Annotated in this window: 15 protein-coding genes and 4 tRNA genes; 4 read left to right on the top strand and 15 right to left on the bottom strand. The window is 51.1% G+C overall.

What is annotated here, in order from left to right; genetic code table 11:
• Nucleotides 1-63 precede the first annotated feature (63 nt).
• From BW941_RS16125 to BW941_RS16135, 3 genes are read left to right on the top strand one after another with little or no spacing between them, the layout of a single operon-like run.
• Nucleotides 64-1644 carry a lytic transglycosylase gene (locus BW941_RS16125; protein WP_076517813.1) on the top strand — a complete coding sequence of 527 codons (1581 nt, stop codon included), beginning with the start codon at nt 64-66 and terminating at the stop codon, nt 1642-1644.
• Nucleotides 1631-3070, top strand: coding sequence for an ABC transporter substrate-binding protein (locus BW941_RS16130; protein ID WP_076517815.1), 1440 nt, complete (start codon nt 1631-1633; stop codon nt 3068-3070). Before BW941_RS16125 ends, BW941_RS16130 begins: the two co-directional genes overlap by 14 nt.
• 12 nt (nt 3071-3082) lie before the next feature.
• The gene (locus tag BW941_RS16135; RefSeq protein WP_076517817.1) at nt 3083-3877 is read left to right on the top strand and encodes an enoyl-ACP reductase FabI; all 795 of its coding nucleotides are present in this window, start codon (nt 3083-3085) and stop codon (nt 3875-3877) included.
• A 91-nt stretch (nt 3878-3968) separates the two neighbouring features.
• Here BW941_RS16135 and BW941_RS16140 read toward each other — a convergent pair whose 3' ends face one another.
• From BW941_RS16140 to BW941_RS16185, 10 genes are all read right to left on the bottom strand, one after another.
• On the bottom strand, nt 3969-5789 hold the full coding sequence (locus BW941_RS16140; protein WP_076517819.1) for a SurA N-terminal domain-containing protein: 1821 nt from the start codon (nt 5787-5789) through the stop codon (nt 3969-3971).
• 130 nt (nt 5790-5919) lie between these two features.
• A tRNA-Asp gene (locus tag BW941_RS16145) sits at nt 5920-5996 on the bottom strand.
• 19 nt (nt 5997-6015) lie between these two features.
• Nucleotides 6016-6288, bottom strand: coding sequence for an HU family DNA-binding protein (locus BW941_RS16150; RefSeq protein ID WP_068443502.1), 273 nt, complete (start codon nt 6286-6288; stop codon nt 6016-6018).
• Nucleotides 6289-6401: 113 nt separating this feature from the next.
• Nucleotides 6402-8792, bottom strand: coding sequence for an endopeptidase La (lon, locus tag BW941_RS16155; RefSeq protein ID WP_076517821.1), 2391 nt, complete (start codon nt 8790-8792; stop codon nt 6402-6404).
• A gap of 129 nt (nt 8793-8921) precedes the next feature.
• Entirely contained in the window at nt 8922-10205 is a 1284-nt protein-coding gene (gene clpX, locus BW941_RS16160) for an ATP-dependent Clp protease ATP-binding subunit ClpX (RefSeq protein WP_068444342.1), read from the bottom strand.
• 96 nt (nt 10206-10301) lie between these two features.
• A complete protein-coding gene (gene clpP / locus BW941_RS16165) occupies nt 10302-10925 on the bottom strand; it encodes an ATP-dependent Clp endopeptidase proteolytic subunit ClpP (protein ID WP_068444339.1) in 624 nt (207 codons plus the stop codon).
• 118 nt (nt 10926-11043) lie between these two features.
• Complete coding sequence (gene tig, locus BW941_RS16170; RefSeq protein WP_076517823.1) at nt 11044-12366, bottom strand: trigger factor; 1323 nt, start codon at nt 12364-12366, stop codon at nt 11044-11046.
• Nucleotides 12367-12535: 169 nt separating this feature from the next.
• Nucleotides 12536-12611: transfer RNA gene (locus BW941_RS16175), tRNA-His, on the bottom strand.
• Nucleotides 12612-12639: 28 nt separating this feature from the next.
• Nucleotides 12640-12716 (bottom strand) — tRNA-Arg (locus BW941_RS16180).
• Between the two features lie 26 nt (nt 12717-12742).
• A tRNA-Pro gene (locus BW941_RS16185) sits at nt 12743-12819 on the bottom strand.
• 215 nt (nt 12820-13034) lie between these two features.
• Between BW941_RS16185 and folD the strand changes: the two genes are divergently transcribed.
• A complete protein-coding gene (gene folD, locus BW941_RS16190) occupies nt 13035-13892 on the top strand; it encodes a bifunctional methylenetetrahydrofolate dehydrogenase/methenyltetrahydrofolate cyclohydrolase FolD (protein WP_076517825.1) in 858 nt (285 codons plus the stop codon).
• 75 nt (nt 13893-13967) lie between these two features.
• Here folD and brnA read toward each other — a convergent pair whose 3' ends face one another.
• The 5 genes from brnA to BW941_RS16215 form a co-directional block, all read right to left on the bottom strand.
• Nucleotides 13968-14201 (bottom strand): type II toxin-antitoxin system BrnA family antitoxin, encoded by a 234-nt coding sequence (gene brnA, locus BW941_RS16195; RefSeq protein ID WP_076517827.1) that lies wholly within the window; start codon nt 14199-14201, stop codon nt 13968-13970.
• A complete protein-coding gene (locus tag BW941_RS16200) occupies nt 14191-14454 on the bottom strand; it encodes a BrnT family toxin (RefSeq protein ID WP_076517829.1) in 264 nt (87 codons plus the stop codon). Before BW941_RS16200 ends, brnA begins: the two co-directional genes overlap by 11 nt.
• A gap of 45 nt (nt 14455-14499) precedes the next feature.
• Nucleotides 14500-15582: a PQQ-dependent sugar dehydrogenase gene (locus tag BW941_RS16205; protein ID WP_076517831.1), complete on the bottom strand. Its 1083-nt coding sequence runs from the start codon at nt 15580-15582 to the stop codon at nt 14500-14502.
• Nucleotides 15583-15771: 189 nt separating this feature from the next.
• A complete protein-coding gene (locus BW941_RS16210) occupies nt 15772-16800 on the bottom strand; it encodes an NAD(P)H-dependent flavin oxidoreductase (protein WP_076517833.1) in 1029 nt (342 codons plus the stop codon).
• 123 nt (nt 16801-16923) lie between these two features.
• Nucleotides 16924-17199, bottom strand: coding sequence for a YrhK family protein (locus BW941_RS16215; protein WP_076517835.1), 276 nt, complete (start codon nt 17197-17199; stop codon nt 16924-16926).
• Nucleotides 17200-17560 lie beyond the last annotated feature (361 nt).

The raw sequence follows: 17560 nt of genomic DNA on the forward strand, positions 1-17560 counted from the left end.
TCGCCTTGCGGGCATGGATTATGCTGATAGACTGACAGGAAAACGTAGTCAGACACCAGTTGTATGAAGTTATTGCAAGTATGCCTGCTGACGGCAGTCCTGTCAGCGTGCAGTTCCATCGCCCCTAAAAACGAGCCTGCCTCTGAAGACAACATCGCGGGTATCGCGCCAGAACAGGCAACCAGCGACATATCGTCAACCCCTCAAACCGACCCGGAACCCAAAGAAGAGTTTACTGAGCCTCTGGCGCCGGCAACGTCATGGGATCGGGTCGTCAGCAACTTCGGGCTTGAGCTGGACACGTCAAATGAGCGCGTAAAACGCCACATGGGTTGGTATCTTAAGCATCCCCGCCACCTGGAGCAGGTATCGGATCGTGCCCGTCGCTACCTTCATTACATTGCAAGCGAAGTTGAACGTCGCGAGATTCCGGGCGAACTGGCTTTGCTTCCGGTTGTAGAGAGTGCTTTCGACCCCTTCGCCTACAGTCATGGTCGTGCTTCAGGCGTGTGGCAGTTTATACCGTCGACAGGTCGCGCCTACGGGCTGCATCAAGACTGGTGGCATGACGGTCGCCGCGACATTCGCAGCGCTACCAACGCAGCCCTCGATTACCTCGAATACCTTGCAGGTCGCTTCGATGGCGACTGGATGCTCGCGCTCGCCAGTTACAACTCTGGTGCAGGCACGGTAAGAAAAGCCATCAGAAAGAACAAGCGCAAAGGGCTGGATACCGATTTCTGGAGTCTGGATCTTCCTAAAGAGACCCGTGCTTATGTGCCTAAGCTCGTCGCTATTTCCTACCTGTTAAAGCACAGGGAAGATTACGACATAGCCTGGACAGATATTGAAGACGCTCCCTACTTCGCTATCGTACCAACAGGTGGTCAGATTGACCTGTCACAGGTCGCCGAACTGGCGGACACCGACCTCGATGAGATCTATCGCCTGAATCCACAATTTAATCGCTGGGCAACTCATCCTGACGGCCCTCACGAAGTCCTTATTCCTGCGACGCAGGAGTTTATCTATCGAGAGAACCTCGCCAACCTGGATGAGAACTCGAGACTGAAATGGCAACGCTACGTGGTTCGTTCGGGCGACAGCCTGATCACCATTGCCCGTAAACACAAGATTACTGCTGAGGTTGTGCGCAGCGCCAACCAATTGAAATCAGACACCATTTACGCGGGCCAGCAACTTCTTATTCCTTCGGCACTGAAAGCCGGCGGCGAGTATGGTTTAAGTCTGAATGAGCGCCTGACTCGAAAACAGAACTCCGGCCAGACAGCGAATCGATCACAACGTGTCGATTATCGCGTTAAGAATGGGGACAGCTTCTGGAAAATCGCCCGCATGTATGACACCTCCGTGAACAAACTGAGTCGCTGGAATGGTATGGCACCGGGCGATCCATTGAGAGTTGGCCAAAAACTTACGATCTGGACAACCGAGTCTGACGGACATCGCGAAGAGGTTCGCAAGGTGTATTACAAAGTACGCAGCGGCGACAATCTGAGCACAATCGGTTCGCGCTTTAATGTCACGGTCTCAGACATCAAGCGTTGGAATTCAAGCAAGCTTGGGGGGCGTTACCTTAAGCCCGGCCAGAACCTGACCTTGTATGTAGATGTTATTCGCTAAACCCTGCCTCGCTGCACTGGCGCTCTGGCTAACCCTGAGCGCCTCCGCATCCCTCGCTCTCGACGTATTCATCGAAGATGCACAAACATTACCCGAGCTACCTGTCGTCGATGTCATAGAATCAGAGTCAGCCGTCAAGATAGCAGGTGCGTTCACCACCCTCACCGCTACGCTACCAAAAAACTGGAAGCGCCTGCCGTCAACACCATCAGACGACCTCCTTGACGATCTTTATGTTCCTCTGGCAGGAAAGCCTGGGGCGGATGGTCTCCGGCCACCGCTTCTGGCAGCAAGCTGGCGTGACGAGCCAGAGAGCCACAAAATTATTTTTCGCATCCATCCAGAGGCAACCTGGAGCGATGGCATACCCGTCACAACTAAAGACGCCATATACACCCTTTTCTACTTGTCAGAGTTAACGTCCGGGACACCCTATCAACGTCAGCTGATTAATCAGTCTCTGACGGGGATTACGCAATACGATGCCGAACATTTCGCTCTCCACTACTCACAAAAATATGACAGAGCACCCGAAGCATTATTTGGATTACGAATCATGCCCGGGCACGCCGCGGGCATGGCCGCTGATGCACGTCCACCAGTAAACGGCCCTTACCTCCCTGCCGATCTGAATGGCACCACCATGAGTCTGGAGAGAAACCCTGACTGGTGGGGAGACAATATACCTGCACTGAGTGATCGATTCAGAATACGGAGAATAGTTTTTCATAAAGGTTCAGCGGAGAGGTTCGATCAATTCATACAAGGCCAGGTTGACTGCATCAGCACGACATCAAAATCAGACAGCGCCGATGACTGGCTGAAGACACTGCTTGAAATCAAAAACATTACTCACATTGTCAGTGAAGCCGCGAACCCACTCAGCGTCTTACTGATTACTTCTGGCAGCCTGGATCAAGATCGCTTTACTCTTCTGAAGGAGCAAGTATTCAGCGCAGTTGATGGTGAGAAGTCCGAAGGCCTGGTTGCCGATGTTATTTTCAGCCCCGCACCAACACTGAACTGGGCCAGCCAGGCTGGATACTCTGAAGTGCCACCACGGATATTCAAATCCCGGATACGAACTGGGTTTTATGAGGCGGCAATAATCGCCCTTCCGCAAAGCAAGATCGCAAACCATGCAGAAGTACTACGTTATCTTTCGTCGAATGACAGCAACCTCCATATTGCCGCTCTATACGACATTCCCTATTATCAATATGCCTGCTGGCCATGGGTAACCCTCCCCCAGCCCGGAGAGGGAAAAGGGAATATTCTTTCTCCCACAGATATATACACCGGGGGCTACATAGGGCTAGACAGGCGCCAGCGGGCCCGAGTTCTGGGCCGGCCAGACAGGGATAACGACGAAGAACCTACCGTCGTCCGCTATCCCGCAACTAACAACACGACACAACCAGAATAACAGGAGCCTACCGTGGGTCTACTCAGTGGCAAAAAAGCCCTTATTGTTGGCGTTGCCAGCAAACACTCTATCGCCTACGCCATTGCTGAGGCATTTCATAGAGAAGGTGCAGAACTCGCATTTACCTATCAGGGCGACAAGCTCGGCGAGCGGGTAAAAAAAATGGCAGCAGACTGGAATTCAGATCTATGTTTTCCTTGTGATGTTTCTTCAGATGACGACATTCAGGGAGTGTTCGATTCACTCAAAGAGACATGGGATGGCATCGACATTCTGATCCACTCCGTAGGGTTTGCCCCTGCCGAAGAACTTAACGGCGACTACCTCGACGTCACCAGCCGCGAAGGATTCCGGGTGGCACACGACATCAGCTCATACAGCTTTGTGGCGCTGGCAAAGCATGCGAAACCCATGATGGAAGGTCGTAACGGAGCCATGCTCACGCTGACGTACCACGGCTCTCAGCAGACATTACCTAACTATAACGTCATGGGGCTCGCCAAAGCCTCGCTCGAAGCGTCTGTGCGCTACCTCGCAGGCTCAACCGGCCCCGATGGCATCCGCGTCAATTCGATTTCTGCCGGGCCTATTAAGACTCTGGCCGCGTCCGGCATTAAGAGCTTCCGTAAAATGCTCAAGAAAAACGCAGAGCGTGCTCCACTCAAACGAAACATTACGGCTGCGGAAGTCGCAAATACCGCGGTATTTTTGTGTTCCGATATGGCTTCCGGTGTAACGGCGCAGAATATCTATGTCGACGGCGGGTTTAACACCTGTGCCATGAGTCTGGAAGAGATGGACGATTAATAAATCGTTTTGGGTTAGTGACCCGACTAACCAATAAAAAAGGCAGCCCACGGCTGCCTTTTTTATTGTTCGGACTAACTACTGAATTACCTTACTGGGAAATCTCAGTATTAGCTTTTGACCATGCCTGGTAGCTCACCATATCGTCACGGGCAGACTGATTACGAACAGAGGTTTTAAGCTCATCCGTTACCGCCATTTCTTCCCATGACTTACGATCAACAGACGTCAGTTTGACCACTGTATACCCAGCAGGTGAAGACACTACATCTGACTCGCCTTCAGCCAGTGCAAAGGCCTTCTGCTGTGCAACACGAGGCGCATCTGTTGATTGACGCAGTGTCGTCGTCGCCTCACTCCAGTCAGCATCTGCCTCACCTGCGAGAATAGCTTCAGCCTTCTCAGAAGCAGCCTCAAGCGCTTTCTGGCTGGTCAGAGCAGCAACAACCTGACCACGAACTTCATCGAGTGGCTTAGGCTGAGCATCCTGATAATCATCAACAACGAACACCATAGAGCCAGCTTCCAAATCAACAAGGTCACTCAGCTCACGATCAAGCTTCATGTTATCTTCAAAGGCTGCCCGGCGAACCTGATCTGAATCAGCAACACCCTGACCGCTTGTCTGAGTGAAGTAGTCACTGGTCTGAACCTCAAGGCCTGAACTTGCTGCCAGCTCTTCAATCGTTTCAGCGGAGAAAGCTGAATTAGCGAGTTCCTGGCTACGCTCAGCGAACAGGAAGCCCGCCTTCTCAGCTTTTACGATATCGACCAGTTCGCCACGAACGTCAGCCATCGCGGGAACATCTGCAGACTGAACGGATACAGCCTTGATAATGTGAACACCGAATTCAGTCACGACTGGCTCAGACACTTCACCTTCTTCGAGCGCGTAAAGAGCATCGTCGAACGCTGGGTCAAACGCACCGCGAGGGTTAACGCCCAATGAGCCGCCCATGTCAGCCGAGCCGCCATCTTCTGACACATCCGCTGCCACCGTCGCAAACGACTCACCATTATCGAGGCGCGTACGAGCTGCTTCTGCCAGCTCAAGGGCTTCGCTTTCAGAACGGTCTTCGGTCAGGAATAGAATATGTGCAGATTCACGCTGTTCATTCTGTTCGATATCAGCAACGTAATCCTGATATGCCACTTCGAGATCTTCTTCAGTGACTTCCTGTGCATTTTCAATGCTGTCGCGTGACAGAAGCACATAACGAATGCGCGCACGCTCTGGAGTCATGAAACGCTGAATATTCTCGTCGTAATACGCAGTAATTTCGTCATCAAGCACTTCGACAGAATCTTTAAACTGATCTGCAGATACCGAAGCGTAAGAGAATGTGCGCTGTTCATTTTCAAGAGACTGGCGCAACTGCATTTCGAATGGGGTTTCAATGGTCGACAGCATGAATGCTGCACGAACCTGGTTCTGACGAACACTGTCAGCCAGCATTGCACGGTACTGCGCAACCGAATAACCATTCATCCGCAGAACCAGCTTAAATTGTTCCGGATCGTACTCGCCCGCCGTCTGGAACGAAGGCGTATTTACGATCATCTGATCAACGATGCCTTTCGCTGCGTACAGGTCGAGTTTATCCGCCTGAGTCTGTGCAACTTTCTCGTTAATCAATTGTTCTACCGCAGACTGCTCAAGAAACTTTTCATTGAACAGGCCTTCGTCGTACTGATCGCCAAACTGACGACGCAGCTGATTTTTCTGTTCAGCAACCTTCTGCTGAACTTCGACGCGGCTAATCTCATAGTCGCCAACCGTCGCTACGGGTTTTTCGCCACCGCCAAGATTGACAATACTTTCAACACCCCAAAGTGCGAAAACAACAATAATAAAACCTACGATGATTTTGGCGATGATGCCCTGCGCATTATTACGCATGGTCTGTAGCATGTTTCCTCCCTAATGCCCGGTGATTCCGGACTTAGTGCCTACCGCGACAAGCGGCATTAATAATTATGAGAGCTGATCGTCAGCAACAGCACTATACACAAAAAAAGCGCATCAAGGATGCGCTTTATTCTGGCGGACCGGACGGGACTCGAACCCGCGACCCCCGGCGTGACAGGCCGGTATTCTAACCAACTGAACTACCGGTCCTAACCCTTACAACGGTGTCTTAGTTGACAGCGTCTTTCAGCGCTTTACCAGGCTTGAAGCCAGGTACTTTAGCCGCTTTGATTTCGATCGGAGCGCCAGTCTGCGGGTTACGACCTGTACGAGCAGCACGCTCTTTAACCAGGAAAGTACCAAAGCCAACCAGAGCAACCTGGTCACCTTCTTTCAGAGCACCGCCCACTGCCTCAATCATGGCATCCAGAGCACGACCAGCCGCTGCTTTTGGCAGATCAGCAGAAGCCGCAATAGCATCAATCAGTTCAGACTTGTTCACACTTATCCCCTTATTGCATCCATATCTTTAGTTTTGTTGTGCGACTGGATGATCGCTACAGAAACTTGAGAGCGTTGATTTATACCAACTACCCCCAAGAGCGTCAAGCGACCTTAGTGTGTACTTGGCCGACCTGAGTCATCTTTTTTCGTGTTCGCATCGTCAGTGGTCATAATTTCACCAATTACATCCTCTGGCTTGCTCTCAAGCGCGACATCCAGAACTTCGTCAATCCAGTCGACAGGCAGAACCTGCAAGTCTGCTTTAATGTTATCTGGAATATCCTTCAGGTCTTTTTCATTCTCTTTTGGAATGACAACCGTCTTAATTCCACCGCGATGAGCCGCAAGAAGCTTCTCTTTCAGACCACCGATCGCGAGTACTTTACCGCGCAGAGTGATCTCACCCGTCATGGCAACATCGGCGCGAACCGGAATACCCGTCATAACAGAAACCAGGGCGGTAACCATACCAATACCGGCACTTGGACCATCCTTTGGTGTAGCACCTTCTGGTACGTGAATATGCAGATCGTGCTTCTCAAAGTAATCTTCCGCGATACCCATACCCGCAGCACGCGAACGAACGACCGTGAGTGCCGCCTGAATAGACTCCTGCATCACCTCACCAAGCTTACCGGTTTTAACGATACGCCCTTTACCTGGCGTTGCAGCGCCTTCAAGAGTCAGCAGTTCACCACCAACAGATGTCCACGCGAGACCAGTCACTTGACCAACCTGATTATCGGCAGCCGCCAGCCCGTAGGAGAACTTGCGCACACCCAGGTAATCCTGAAGCACTTCTTCACTGATTTCGCGCTGCGCATTCGATTTATCAAGCATATTTGCTTTCACTACACGACGGCACAGTTTCGCGACTTCACGCTCAAGGCCACGGACACCCGCCTCACGTGTGTAGTAACGAATAATCTCGCGCAGACGATCATCAGACACTTCAATTTCACTGTCTTTGAGGCCATTCAGCTTAATCTGCTTAGGCAGCAGATAACGACGCGCAATATTTACTTTCTCGTCTTCGGTGTAGCCCGGGATACGAATAACTTCCATACGATCCAGCAGCGGACCAGGAATATCCATACTGTTCGAAGTACAGACAAACATCACATCAGACAGATCGTAGTCGACCTCGAGATAATGATCGGCAAATGCAGTGTTCTGCTCCGGATCAAGCACCTCAAGAAGTGCCGAAGCCGGATCACCACGATGATCCATGCCCATTTTGTCGATTTCATCCAACAGGAAAAGTGGGTTCTTCACTTCAACCTTGGACATTTTCTGGATCAGTTTGCCCGGCATAGAGCCGATATAGGTACGACGATGACCACGAATCTCAGCTTCGTCACGCACGCCACCGAGCGCCATTCTTACAAACTTACGATTGGTCGCACGGGCAATGGATTTACCCAGTGACGTTTTACCCACACCCGGAGGCCCTACCAGACACAGCACCGCGCCCTTCACTTTCTTAACGCGGCTCTGTACTGCCAGGTACTCAAGAATACGTTCTTTTACTTCCTCAAGACCGAAGTGATCCGCATCCAGGATCTCGCTGGCCTTAGCGATATCGTTGTTTACCCGACTACGCTTTTTCCAGGGAATATTGATCAACCAATCAAGATAACCGCGAACCACAGAGGCTTCTGCAGACATTGGTGACATCATGCGCAGCTTCTTCAGCTCAGCGTCAGCCTTTTCACGAGCGTCTTTGCTCATGCCCGACTCTTCAATACGATTCGTCAGTTCTTCAAATTCATTAGAGCCGTCTTCCATATCGCCAAGCTCTTTCTGAATGGCTTTCATCTGCTCATTCAGGTAATACTCACGCTGGCTTTTTTCCATTTGTTTCTTAACGCGACCGCGAATCCGCTTCTCAACTTTAAGAAGATCAATCTCAGACTCCATCAGCTCCATCAGGTGCTCGACACGATCTTTCGCATTGAGAACTTCAAGAACATCCTGTTTCTCTTCCAGCTTAAGGGAAAGGTGTGCGGCAATGGTATCGGCCAGACGGCTGGCATCTTCGATATTGGAGATAGTTGAAAGAACTTCACTCGGAACTTTCTTCGACAGCTGAACATACTGTTCGAAATGACCGGTTAATGAACGGAGCAGCACTTCATTCTCGCGCTCGCTTAATTCTTCCTCTTCGACAACCGTGATGTCACCGCGGTACATGTCACCGGCGTCGACCAGATTGTCCAGTCGAGCACGGACATCACCTTCAACGAGTACTTTCACAGTACCGTCAGGGAGCTTCAGTAGCTGCAGAATGGTGGCTAGCGTTCCTGTCTCGTGCATACCTTCAAGAACAGGTGCATCGTCGGCGGCATCGCGCTGTGCAGCCAGCATGATGCGTTTATCTCCATCCATTGCCTCCTGCAGTGCGTTGATCGATTTTTCACGTCCGACAAACAGAGGAATGACCATCGCTGGAAACACCACGACGTCACGGAGAGGCAATAACGGAAGGTTTTGCTGTGACATATTTACAACCTGTTCAAAGTATCTGTAACACTATTGATATTGGGGATGGCAACAGAGGATTACAAGGGGACAGAAAAAGAAAAGGAGCCATTCGGCCCCTTCTCTGTAACGCAATTCTAAAAGTGTGGATCAGTCGTCATCTGGTGAGACTTTACCAACATCATTGCTTTCATAAATAATGAGCGGTTCGGCTTCGCCGCGGATAACGGAATCCTCAACCACTACTTTCGCAACATGCTCTTCTGACGGTACGCGGTACATACTATCAAGCAGCGCCGCTTCAAGAATTGAACGCAAGCCACGAGCACCGGTCTTTCTCTCCATCGCCAGTTTAGCGATAGCGTCCAGCGCAGTGTCACGGAACTCGAGCTCAACGTCTTCCATTTCGAAGAGACGCTGATACTGACGTACAAGCGAGTTCTTCGGTTCGGTCAGAATACGCACGAGTGCGTCTTCATCAAGCTCATCCAGCGTTGCCACAACCGGCAGACGACCTATGAACTCAGGAATCAGACCAAACTTAACAAGGTCTCCTGACTCAATTTCGCGCAGAACTTCACCAACCGCCTTCTCGTCTTCTTTGCCCTTCACGGTGGCAGAGAAACCGATGGAGCTCTTCTCAGAGCGGTCACGAATGATATTGTCCAATCCGGCAAAAGCACCACCACAGATGAACAGGATATTGCCCGTATCTACCTGTAGGAACTCCTGCTGCGGATGTTTACGTCCACCCTGAGGCGGAACAGAAGCAACTGTACCTTCGATCAGTTTCAGAAGTGCCTGCTGAACACCCTCACCCGATACGTCACGAGTGATCGAAGGGTTGTCAGATTTACGCGAGATCTTATCGATTTCGTCAATGTAAACAATGCCACGTTGTGCCTTGTCGACATCGTAATCACACTTCTGCAGCAGCTTCTGAATGATGTTCTCAACATCCTCACCCACATAACCCGCTTCAGTCAGCGTTGTTGCATCGGCGATAGTAAATGGAACGTTCAACAGACGCGCCAGCGTTTCAGCCAGCAGCGTTTTACCACTACCGGTCGGACCGATCAGGAGGATATTACTCTTAGAAAGCTCTACGCCAGTCTTGCCACCATCGTGCTGCAGGCGCTTGTAATGGTTGTACACGGCAACAGCCAGAACCACTTTCGCCTTGTCCTGGCCAATTACGTATTCATCCAGAGTCGCCTTGATCTCCTGCGGAGTTGGCAACTGATCTGAGCTCCCTTTTGTTTCGGCGTCCTGTACTTCCTCACGAATGATGTCGTTGCACAAATCAACGCATTCGTCACAGATAAACACCGAAGGCCCGGCGATCAACTTACGGACTTCATGCTGGCTTTTACCGCAAAAAGAGCAGTAAAGCAGCTTACCGTCGTCGCCTTTGCCTTTTGTTTCGTCGGTCATTCGACTGCCTCGTCGTCTTACTTACTGTTTATTCAAAGATGGATGCTTCCGACGGCAATTTCAAGCCGTCGGAGAGAATTAACGCGGAATATTTCGTTATGCCCGTTTTGTCAGGACTTCGTCGACAATCCCGTAGGCTTTAGCCGCTTCTGCATCCATAAAGTTATCGCGTTCGGTATCCGCAATAACTTTGTCCAGAGGTTGGCCCGTATGTTCCGCAAGAATGCGATTCAGGCGATCTTTCGTGTCCTGAATGTTCTGAGCATGGATAAGAATATCGGTCGCCTGGCCCTGAGCACCACCACTTGGCTGGTGAATCATCACGCGTGAATTCGGTACGCTGTAACGCTTACCTTCAGCACCCGCTGCAAGCAGGAATGCACCCATAGAGCACGCCTGACCAATAACCATAGTGCTCACATCCGGCTTAATGAACTGCATGGTGTCATAAATCGACATGCCCGCAGTGACCGAACCACCCGGCGAGTTGATGTAAAGGTGAATATCTTTATCCGGGTTCTCAGACTCAAGGAACAGCAGCTGAGCTACGACCAGGTTTGCCATATGATCTTCGACCTGACCTACCAGGAAGATGACACGCTCTTTCAGCAGGCGTGAGTAGATATCGTAAGAGCGCTCGCCGCGCGCGGACTGCTCTACCACCATTGGTACCAGAGCGTTATCGATAATTTCTGATTGTTGCTTCATGGAGTCAAACATTCGACCCTGCACTCCCTGACGTGAGTAAAAAGAAAAACAGCCGTTATCCTTAAAGGATAGCGGCTGTCTTTCAGTTTAGCCATGTCTTGGCTGAAAGTCAGGTCTGAATGGTAAGTTCTTACGCAGGCTGGTTAGCCAGACGCACAACTTCCTCATAATTAGACTCAACTTCGCTCACCTGAGCAGACTCAAGAACCTTCTCTACTACCTGGTCTTCAAGGGCCAGAGCTTCAACCTGAGCTTTCTGCTGCGGGTTGCTGTTGTAGTATTCGCGAACCTGTTCTGGCTCCTGATAAGCAGACGCCATCTCTTCGATCAGCGCTTCAACTTTCTCTTCGTCTGGTTTCAGATCAGCAGATTCAATTGCTGCATTCATCAGCAGGCCGATAACAACACGCTTTTCAGCCTGTTCTTTGAACAGTTCAGCTGGAAGCATGCTTGCATCCATCTGCTGACCACCACCAAACTGCTGAACAGCTTGCTGACGCAGACGATCAATTTCCTGATCAACCAGTGCAGAAGGAACTTCAACTTCGTTGTTTTCCTGCAGGCCAGCAATAACCTGCTGCTTGGTCAGGTTGCGGATCGCACGACCGAGCTCACGCTCCATGTTCTTACGAATCTCAACCTTGAACTCTTCCAGATCAGCAGTTTCGATACCGAAACCTTTGAAGAAGTCTTCGTTCAGCTCGGGCATTTCAGGCTTCTTAACTGCTTTAACAGTCACCTTGAACTGAGCTGGCTTACCCTGAAGGTCTTCTTTGTGGTAATCCGCTGGGAAAGCAACATCAAGTGTTGTTTCTTCGCCTGCTTTCTTACCAACCAGGCCGTCTTCAAAACCTGGGATCATAGAGTTAGAACCCAGAGTCAGGTTGTAGTCATTTGCCTGACCACCTTCGAACGCTTCACCGTCGATGAAACCTTCAAAATCTACAACAACCTGGTCGCCATCAGCGGCAGCTTCTTCGCTTTCGTTCCACTTAGCCTGCTGCTTCTGCAGATTCTCAAGCATAGTGTCGAGGTCGGCGTCAGTAACTTCAGCGCTGCGCTTCTCGATTTTGATGCTGTCAAAGCCAGCCAGAGCGATCTCTGGGTACACTTCGAAGACTGCTTTGAACTCGAGATCTTTTCCTGCTTCATCAACAGTAGGCTCAAACTTAGGCATACCTGCCAGCTTGATTTCCTGCTCCTGAACCGCCTTGAAGAAAGTCTGCTGCATCTGGTTGTAAACAGCTTCCAGGCGAGCCTGCTTACCGAAACGCTGCTTCAGAACCTTCGGAGGCAGAGGCTTACCAGTACGGAAGCCAGGAGTTTTCTGGTTTTTCTGGCTTTGTGCGATGCGCTTTAACTCTACAACTTCTTGCGCTTCTACTTCCGCAGCGGGTACACCAACGGTCATGCAACGTTCAAGACCAGAGGTTGTCTCAATGGACACTTGCATAGATGCCTCTCATATCAGTTTTCGTGGGAACGGCGAGCCTCCGGCCAACCGTCAATAAATAAAGGTCGCGGATTATAGCTCAAGGAGCAATACGTTAAAACCACCAGAAATAGAGGAACGAAGATAGGCCCGAAAGGGCTAGGAAACTATCAAGACTAGGGGGAGAAAGTGGGGTGGCCGACGGGGATCGAACCCGCGACAACAGGAATCACAATCCTGGACTCTACCAACTGAGCTACGGCCACCACATAGACTGCTGAGCTGCCATTAAAATGGCGCACCCGGCAGGGCTTGAACCTGCAACCCTCGGCTTAGAAGGCCGATGCTCTATCCAGTTGAGCTACGGGCGCATGTCCATCTAATCCGAGAGATTAAATGGTCGGGGTAGAGAGATTCGAACTCCCGACATCCTGGTCCCAAACCAGGCGCGCTACCAGACTGCGCTATACCCCGATCTAACAACTTAAAAGGCTGTGCCCCTCAAGTGGATGCGCATATTATAGATGGCTTAGATTCCCGTCAACGGGTTTTTCAAAAAAATGTTTAAAAACAAATGCTTCGGTTAATTTCTCACCAGACTGATGAAAGTCCGCCCCGCCCCCTTTGTTTTACGGCCCGGGCATGAGAAAATCGCGCGCTTTACAGCTTACTGTTAGGGTTGATACTCAATGACCGCACAACTGATTGACGGCAACGCCACCGCCAAAGCCATGCGCGAATCCATTAAAGAGCGTGTTGATGCACGCCTTGAGCAAGGCAAGCGTGCTCCCGGCCTCGCCGTCATTCTGGTTGGTACCGACCCGGCATCTCAGGTCTATGTATCGCACAAGCGCAAAGACTGTGAGCAGGTAGGCATAAACAGCAAAGCATTCGACCTCCCGGCAACAACCAGTCAGCAGGAATTGCTCAATCTTATCGACCAACTCAACAACGACAACGACGTCGACGGCATTCTGGTTCAGCTGCCGCTACCGGCAGGCCTCAAATCTGACGAAATTCTTGAGCGTATTGATCCAACCAAAGACGTCGATGGTTTCCACCCATTCAACGTTGGCCGTCTGGCTCAGCGCATGCCACTTCTGCGCCCATGCACACCTGCAGGCGTGGTTGATCTTCTTGATGGCACCGGCCAGGACATTACCGGCATGCATGCAGTCATCGTAGGCGCATCAAACATTGTCGGTCGCCCTATGGGCCTTGAGCTTCTGTTGAAGGGCTGCACAGTGACCACCTGCCATCGCTTCACAAAAGACCTTGAAGGCCACGTAAGACAAGCAGACATCGTTGTTGTAGCCGTCGGCAAGCCTGGCATCGTTAAAGGCGAATGGGTGAAAGACGGCGCCATCGTCATCGACGTAGGCATCAACCGTCTCGACAGCGGCAAGCTGGTTGGCGACGTTGACTTCGATGCGGCTGCAGAGCGCGCATCACACATCACCCCTGTTCCCGGCGGCGTTGGTCCAATGACTCGCGCCAAGCTGCTTGAGAACACCCTCTTCGCTTGCGAAGAACTGCACGACCAGTAATCGCAATAGAAGTTACACATCAAAAAAGGGCGCACATGCGCCCTTTTTATTTAGCTCTACAAACCAACTCACGCCTCAACGATTATGAACACCTTCTAAACGCTCAGCCAGCCAGACCTTAATAATAGATTGGCGCGTCACGCCGAGGCGAGAAGCCTCCTTATCCAGAGACTCAATCATCCAGACTGGGAAATCGACATTCACACGCCGCTGGCTCTGATTTGGGCGCTTTAGCGCGGCCAAGTTCAGGTTATCGGTGACATCCACCTCGCCGGCGTCAAACTTTTCATCAAACTGTTTAGCTTTCATACAAAGCCACCTCTGAACGACGCGAACGTCTGACCGAAATAATCCGTACGTTACCACCTCGATAGGTGATCACCGCCGACCAATGCTTATGCCCAAGACGGGCAACGATCAGGTATCGCGACTCATCTGCAACCAATGCAGGAACCTCTATCAAATCTGGGTCATCCCAGAGTTCCTGCGCAGCATTAAAATCTATACCGTGCTTAGCGAGATTAGCCTCACTTTTCGCCAGGTCATATTCGAATCCATTCATGTATAAAAATTATACCTTTTTTAAAAACAGCGCAAGCGCCGGGCGCTAGTCAAGCCTCCACAGCTCACCCGCATCCGTAGCAATAAAAATGAAGCCTTCACTATCTTCAAGCAACGCACGTAGCCTCTGACCACGTTCTTCAAAGTAGCGCGCTTCACCCACAGGCTTACCGTCCTTCATAACAATTCTGTTGAGATGCGTCAGCTTGAGCGCCCCAGACAACAAATCGCCCTTCCAGCCGTACTTGTCGCTTCTGACTGAGATCAAGCTCCCCGGCGCAATCGACGGCACGTAAACTTTCGCCGCTGGCTTCATTCCATCCTTTTCCTTAACGCCGACATCAAAAGGCCCCCAGTATTCCTTACCCTGAGAAACCACCGGCCAGCCATAATTCTCACCTTTAGCAATCAGATTCAGCTCATCACCACCCCGAGGGCCGTGCTCGATAACCCACAGGCGCCCCTCTGCATCAAAAGCAATACCTTGAGCATTGCGATGACCATACGACCAGATTTCAACCAGCCCCTGCTCCGACTCAATAAAAGGATTATCCTCAGGCACAGAACCATCGCGCTTCAACCGGATCACAGTGCCAGCGTGTGTCCTGAGATCCTGGCCATTTTCACGGACACCGCGATCACCGACAGTAAAAAACACATGATCGTCATCAAACGCAATACGACTGCCAAAATGGCGGGACGTGTCCGATACCGAGGTAGTCACCAACAAAGTCTGACGGTCGGTCAACATACCGCTTTTGAGATTTAACTTTGCTCGCGCCAGAGCGGTTGCAGCCTCACCCTGAACAGGGGCGCTGTAGGTAAAATAAATCCAACCACCGGTTTTATAATCACTCGGAACAGCCACATCGAGAAGACCACCCTGACCATTCGCGACGACCTTGGGTGCGCCAGCGATGTCACGTGCATCCCCAGACTGAACATCAACAAGAACGAAGTTACCCCCCTTCTCAGAGACCAGCAGCTTACCCGGCGCAACCTCAGCCATTCCCCAAGGGCTATCAAGCCCGCGATAGACGACCTGAACCGAAGGCGCAGCTGATACAAAAGAAGAGAAGCCTGCCAGGAGAACAGACAGACCTAAAAGAAAGAAATTAAAGAGACGCATAATCCATCATTGCCCTGCTTAAGAGTTTCTGTTTAATGCCCACTATATCGGCATTATGTAGTCACTATGTCGACAGCAAGGTGCAAAATAGGTTCGCAGCTTTCCTATGAGCCAGTAGTGACAACCTCAGTCATGCCAGCCCAACCCACACCAACCCAACTAAGCCCAACCCAACTAAGCCCAAGCCAATCAGGCGGGCCACAGCATACGGGTTAACTCTTTTGCAGAAACTTCACGACAACCGCTTCTCACGGTACCTGACCACAAAGGCGTAAAGTCCGAGCGACCGACACCCTCCGCCGCGGTGCGCAATGGGCCTAACGCCACTGAAGCGTAAGGAAACTCAGGAACTCCCGAAAAGACACAATCAAGGTCATTCATCACCCGGTTTTTAATTCCGCGAGCGAGGCGCCCGGAGAACACATTCGTCAGCGCCGTGACCGAGCTTTCATCCCTAATCGCAGCACGATGCAGAACGCTGGTCTTTGCTTCATTGCAAAGCAGATAAGACGTACCAACCTGAACCGCCGGAGCCCCCTGACCTAAAAGCGCCTTAACATCAGCGGAAGAGGCAATACCACCGGCAGCAATCACAGGGATAGACAGCTCAGCAAGGAGACCAGAGATCAACTCTGCCAACGGCAACTGAGAGTCAGCATCGTCGGTAAGAAACATCCCACGGTGACCGCCAGCTTCAACGCCTTGTGCAATAACAATATCGGCGCCATTCGTCTGAAGCCAGACACCCTCTTCAACCGTTGTTGCAGTAGAGAGAACGGCCGAGCCCCAGGACTTCACTCGATCAAGCAACTCAGGCGACGGAAGACCAAAATGAAAACTGATGACAGGCGGCTTAAATTTCTCAATCGCATCCGCAACTTTATCGTCAAATGGCAAACGAAGGCCTGACATACCTTCTGGAGGCGGCACGTCAAACTCGTCATAGTAGGTAGCCAGGGTTTTCTTCCAGGCACTTAGCGCAGACTCATCAACGCCTGGCATCTCATGACAGAAGAAATTCAGGTTGTAAGGTTTCGTGGAGCGCGCGGTAAAACTCTCTACCTCAGACACGACCTGGTCGACCGACAACATACCGCACGGGATAGACCCCAGCCCGCCCGCTTCTGAAACAGCGAGAGCCAGCTCCCAATTCTGAACGCCCGCCATTGGGGCCTGAATAATCGGGATATCAATACCCAGAATTTCGCAGATGTCCATTTAAAGCACTCCTGATGACAGTAGCTCAATCCTAAACACTATTAAGCGGAGAGTCTTTAAGCGGAGACTCTTTGCTTTTCACCCGAACTCTCACCGATATTCCTGGCGGCATTCCCTCTACCTTCAGCAATCCCAGCCGTCCCGAGGTTCTTTTCTGAGATGAATATGCCTGACCAGCCGGATCGACGGACGAATCAAAAACTGAAAACTCCCGAGAATAAACAACCAGATCGCCGCATGCTCAAATTGAGGAAACAGGAACAATATACTGCCCACCAAAAACCAAAGAGCAATCACAAAATCATTAGCGATACTGATTACTTCGTATCTACGCTGAATAACCAACCTCTCCTGACCGATACGCAACGTCAGCTGATCTTCAGACTCAGAGTTACTCATGTCACCTCCTCTGTTTAACCAATCGATAAACCTGGCGCGTTAAATAATGCCGTAGAGGGTCGACAGCAATCAGTGAGAGATGTTCAGGTGAAGGGTGAGAAAGCAGGATTTATGAAGGACTGACAGAGGTCAAGGACAGTTCCGAGCGGATCAAGAGGCTTCCGCCTCACTCGTGAGACGTCTACTTTTCATGAGCAACTCGACCAGTCAACGTTGAGCACAGCGCCGCGCGGGACGAGAGTCCGGCGCTGCAGGCGCGTACTGATGCGGCTTGTATGGTTCAATTTCATTGTTAACCGCTATTCCCTCGACAGTTTTATATATAAGGTGAAGCCCGTAGCTAGCGGCAACTAGTTACCGG

This window comes from Thalassolituus maritimus, from assembly GCF_900156675.1.
In the GTDB taxonomy this organism is placed as follows: Bacteria; Pseudomonadota; Gammaproteobacteria; order Pseudomonadales; family Oceanobacteraceae; genus Thalassolituus; species Thalassolituus maritimus.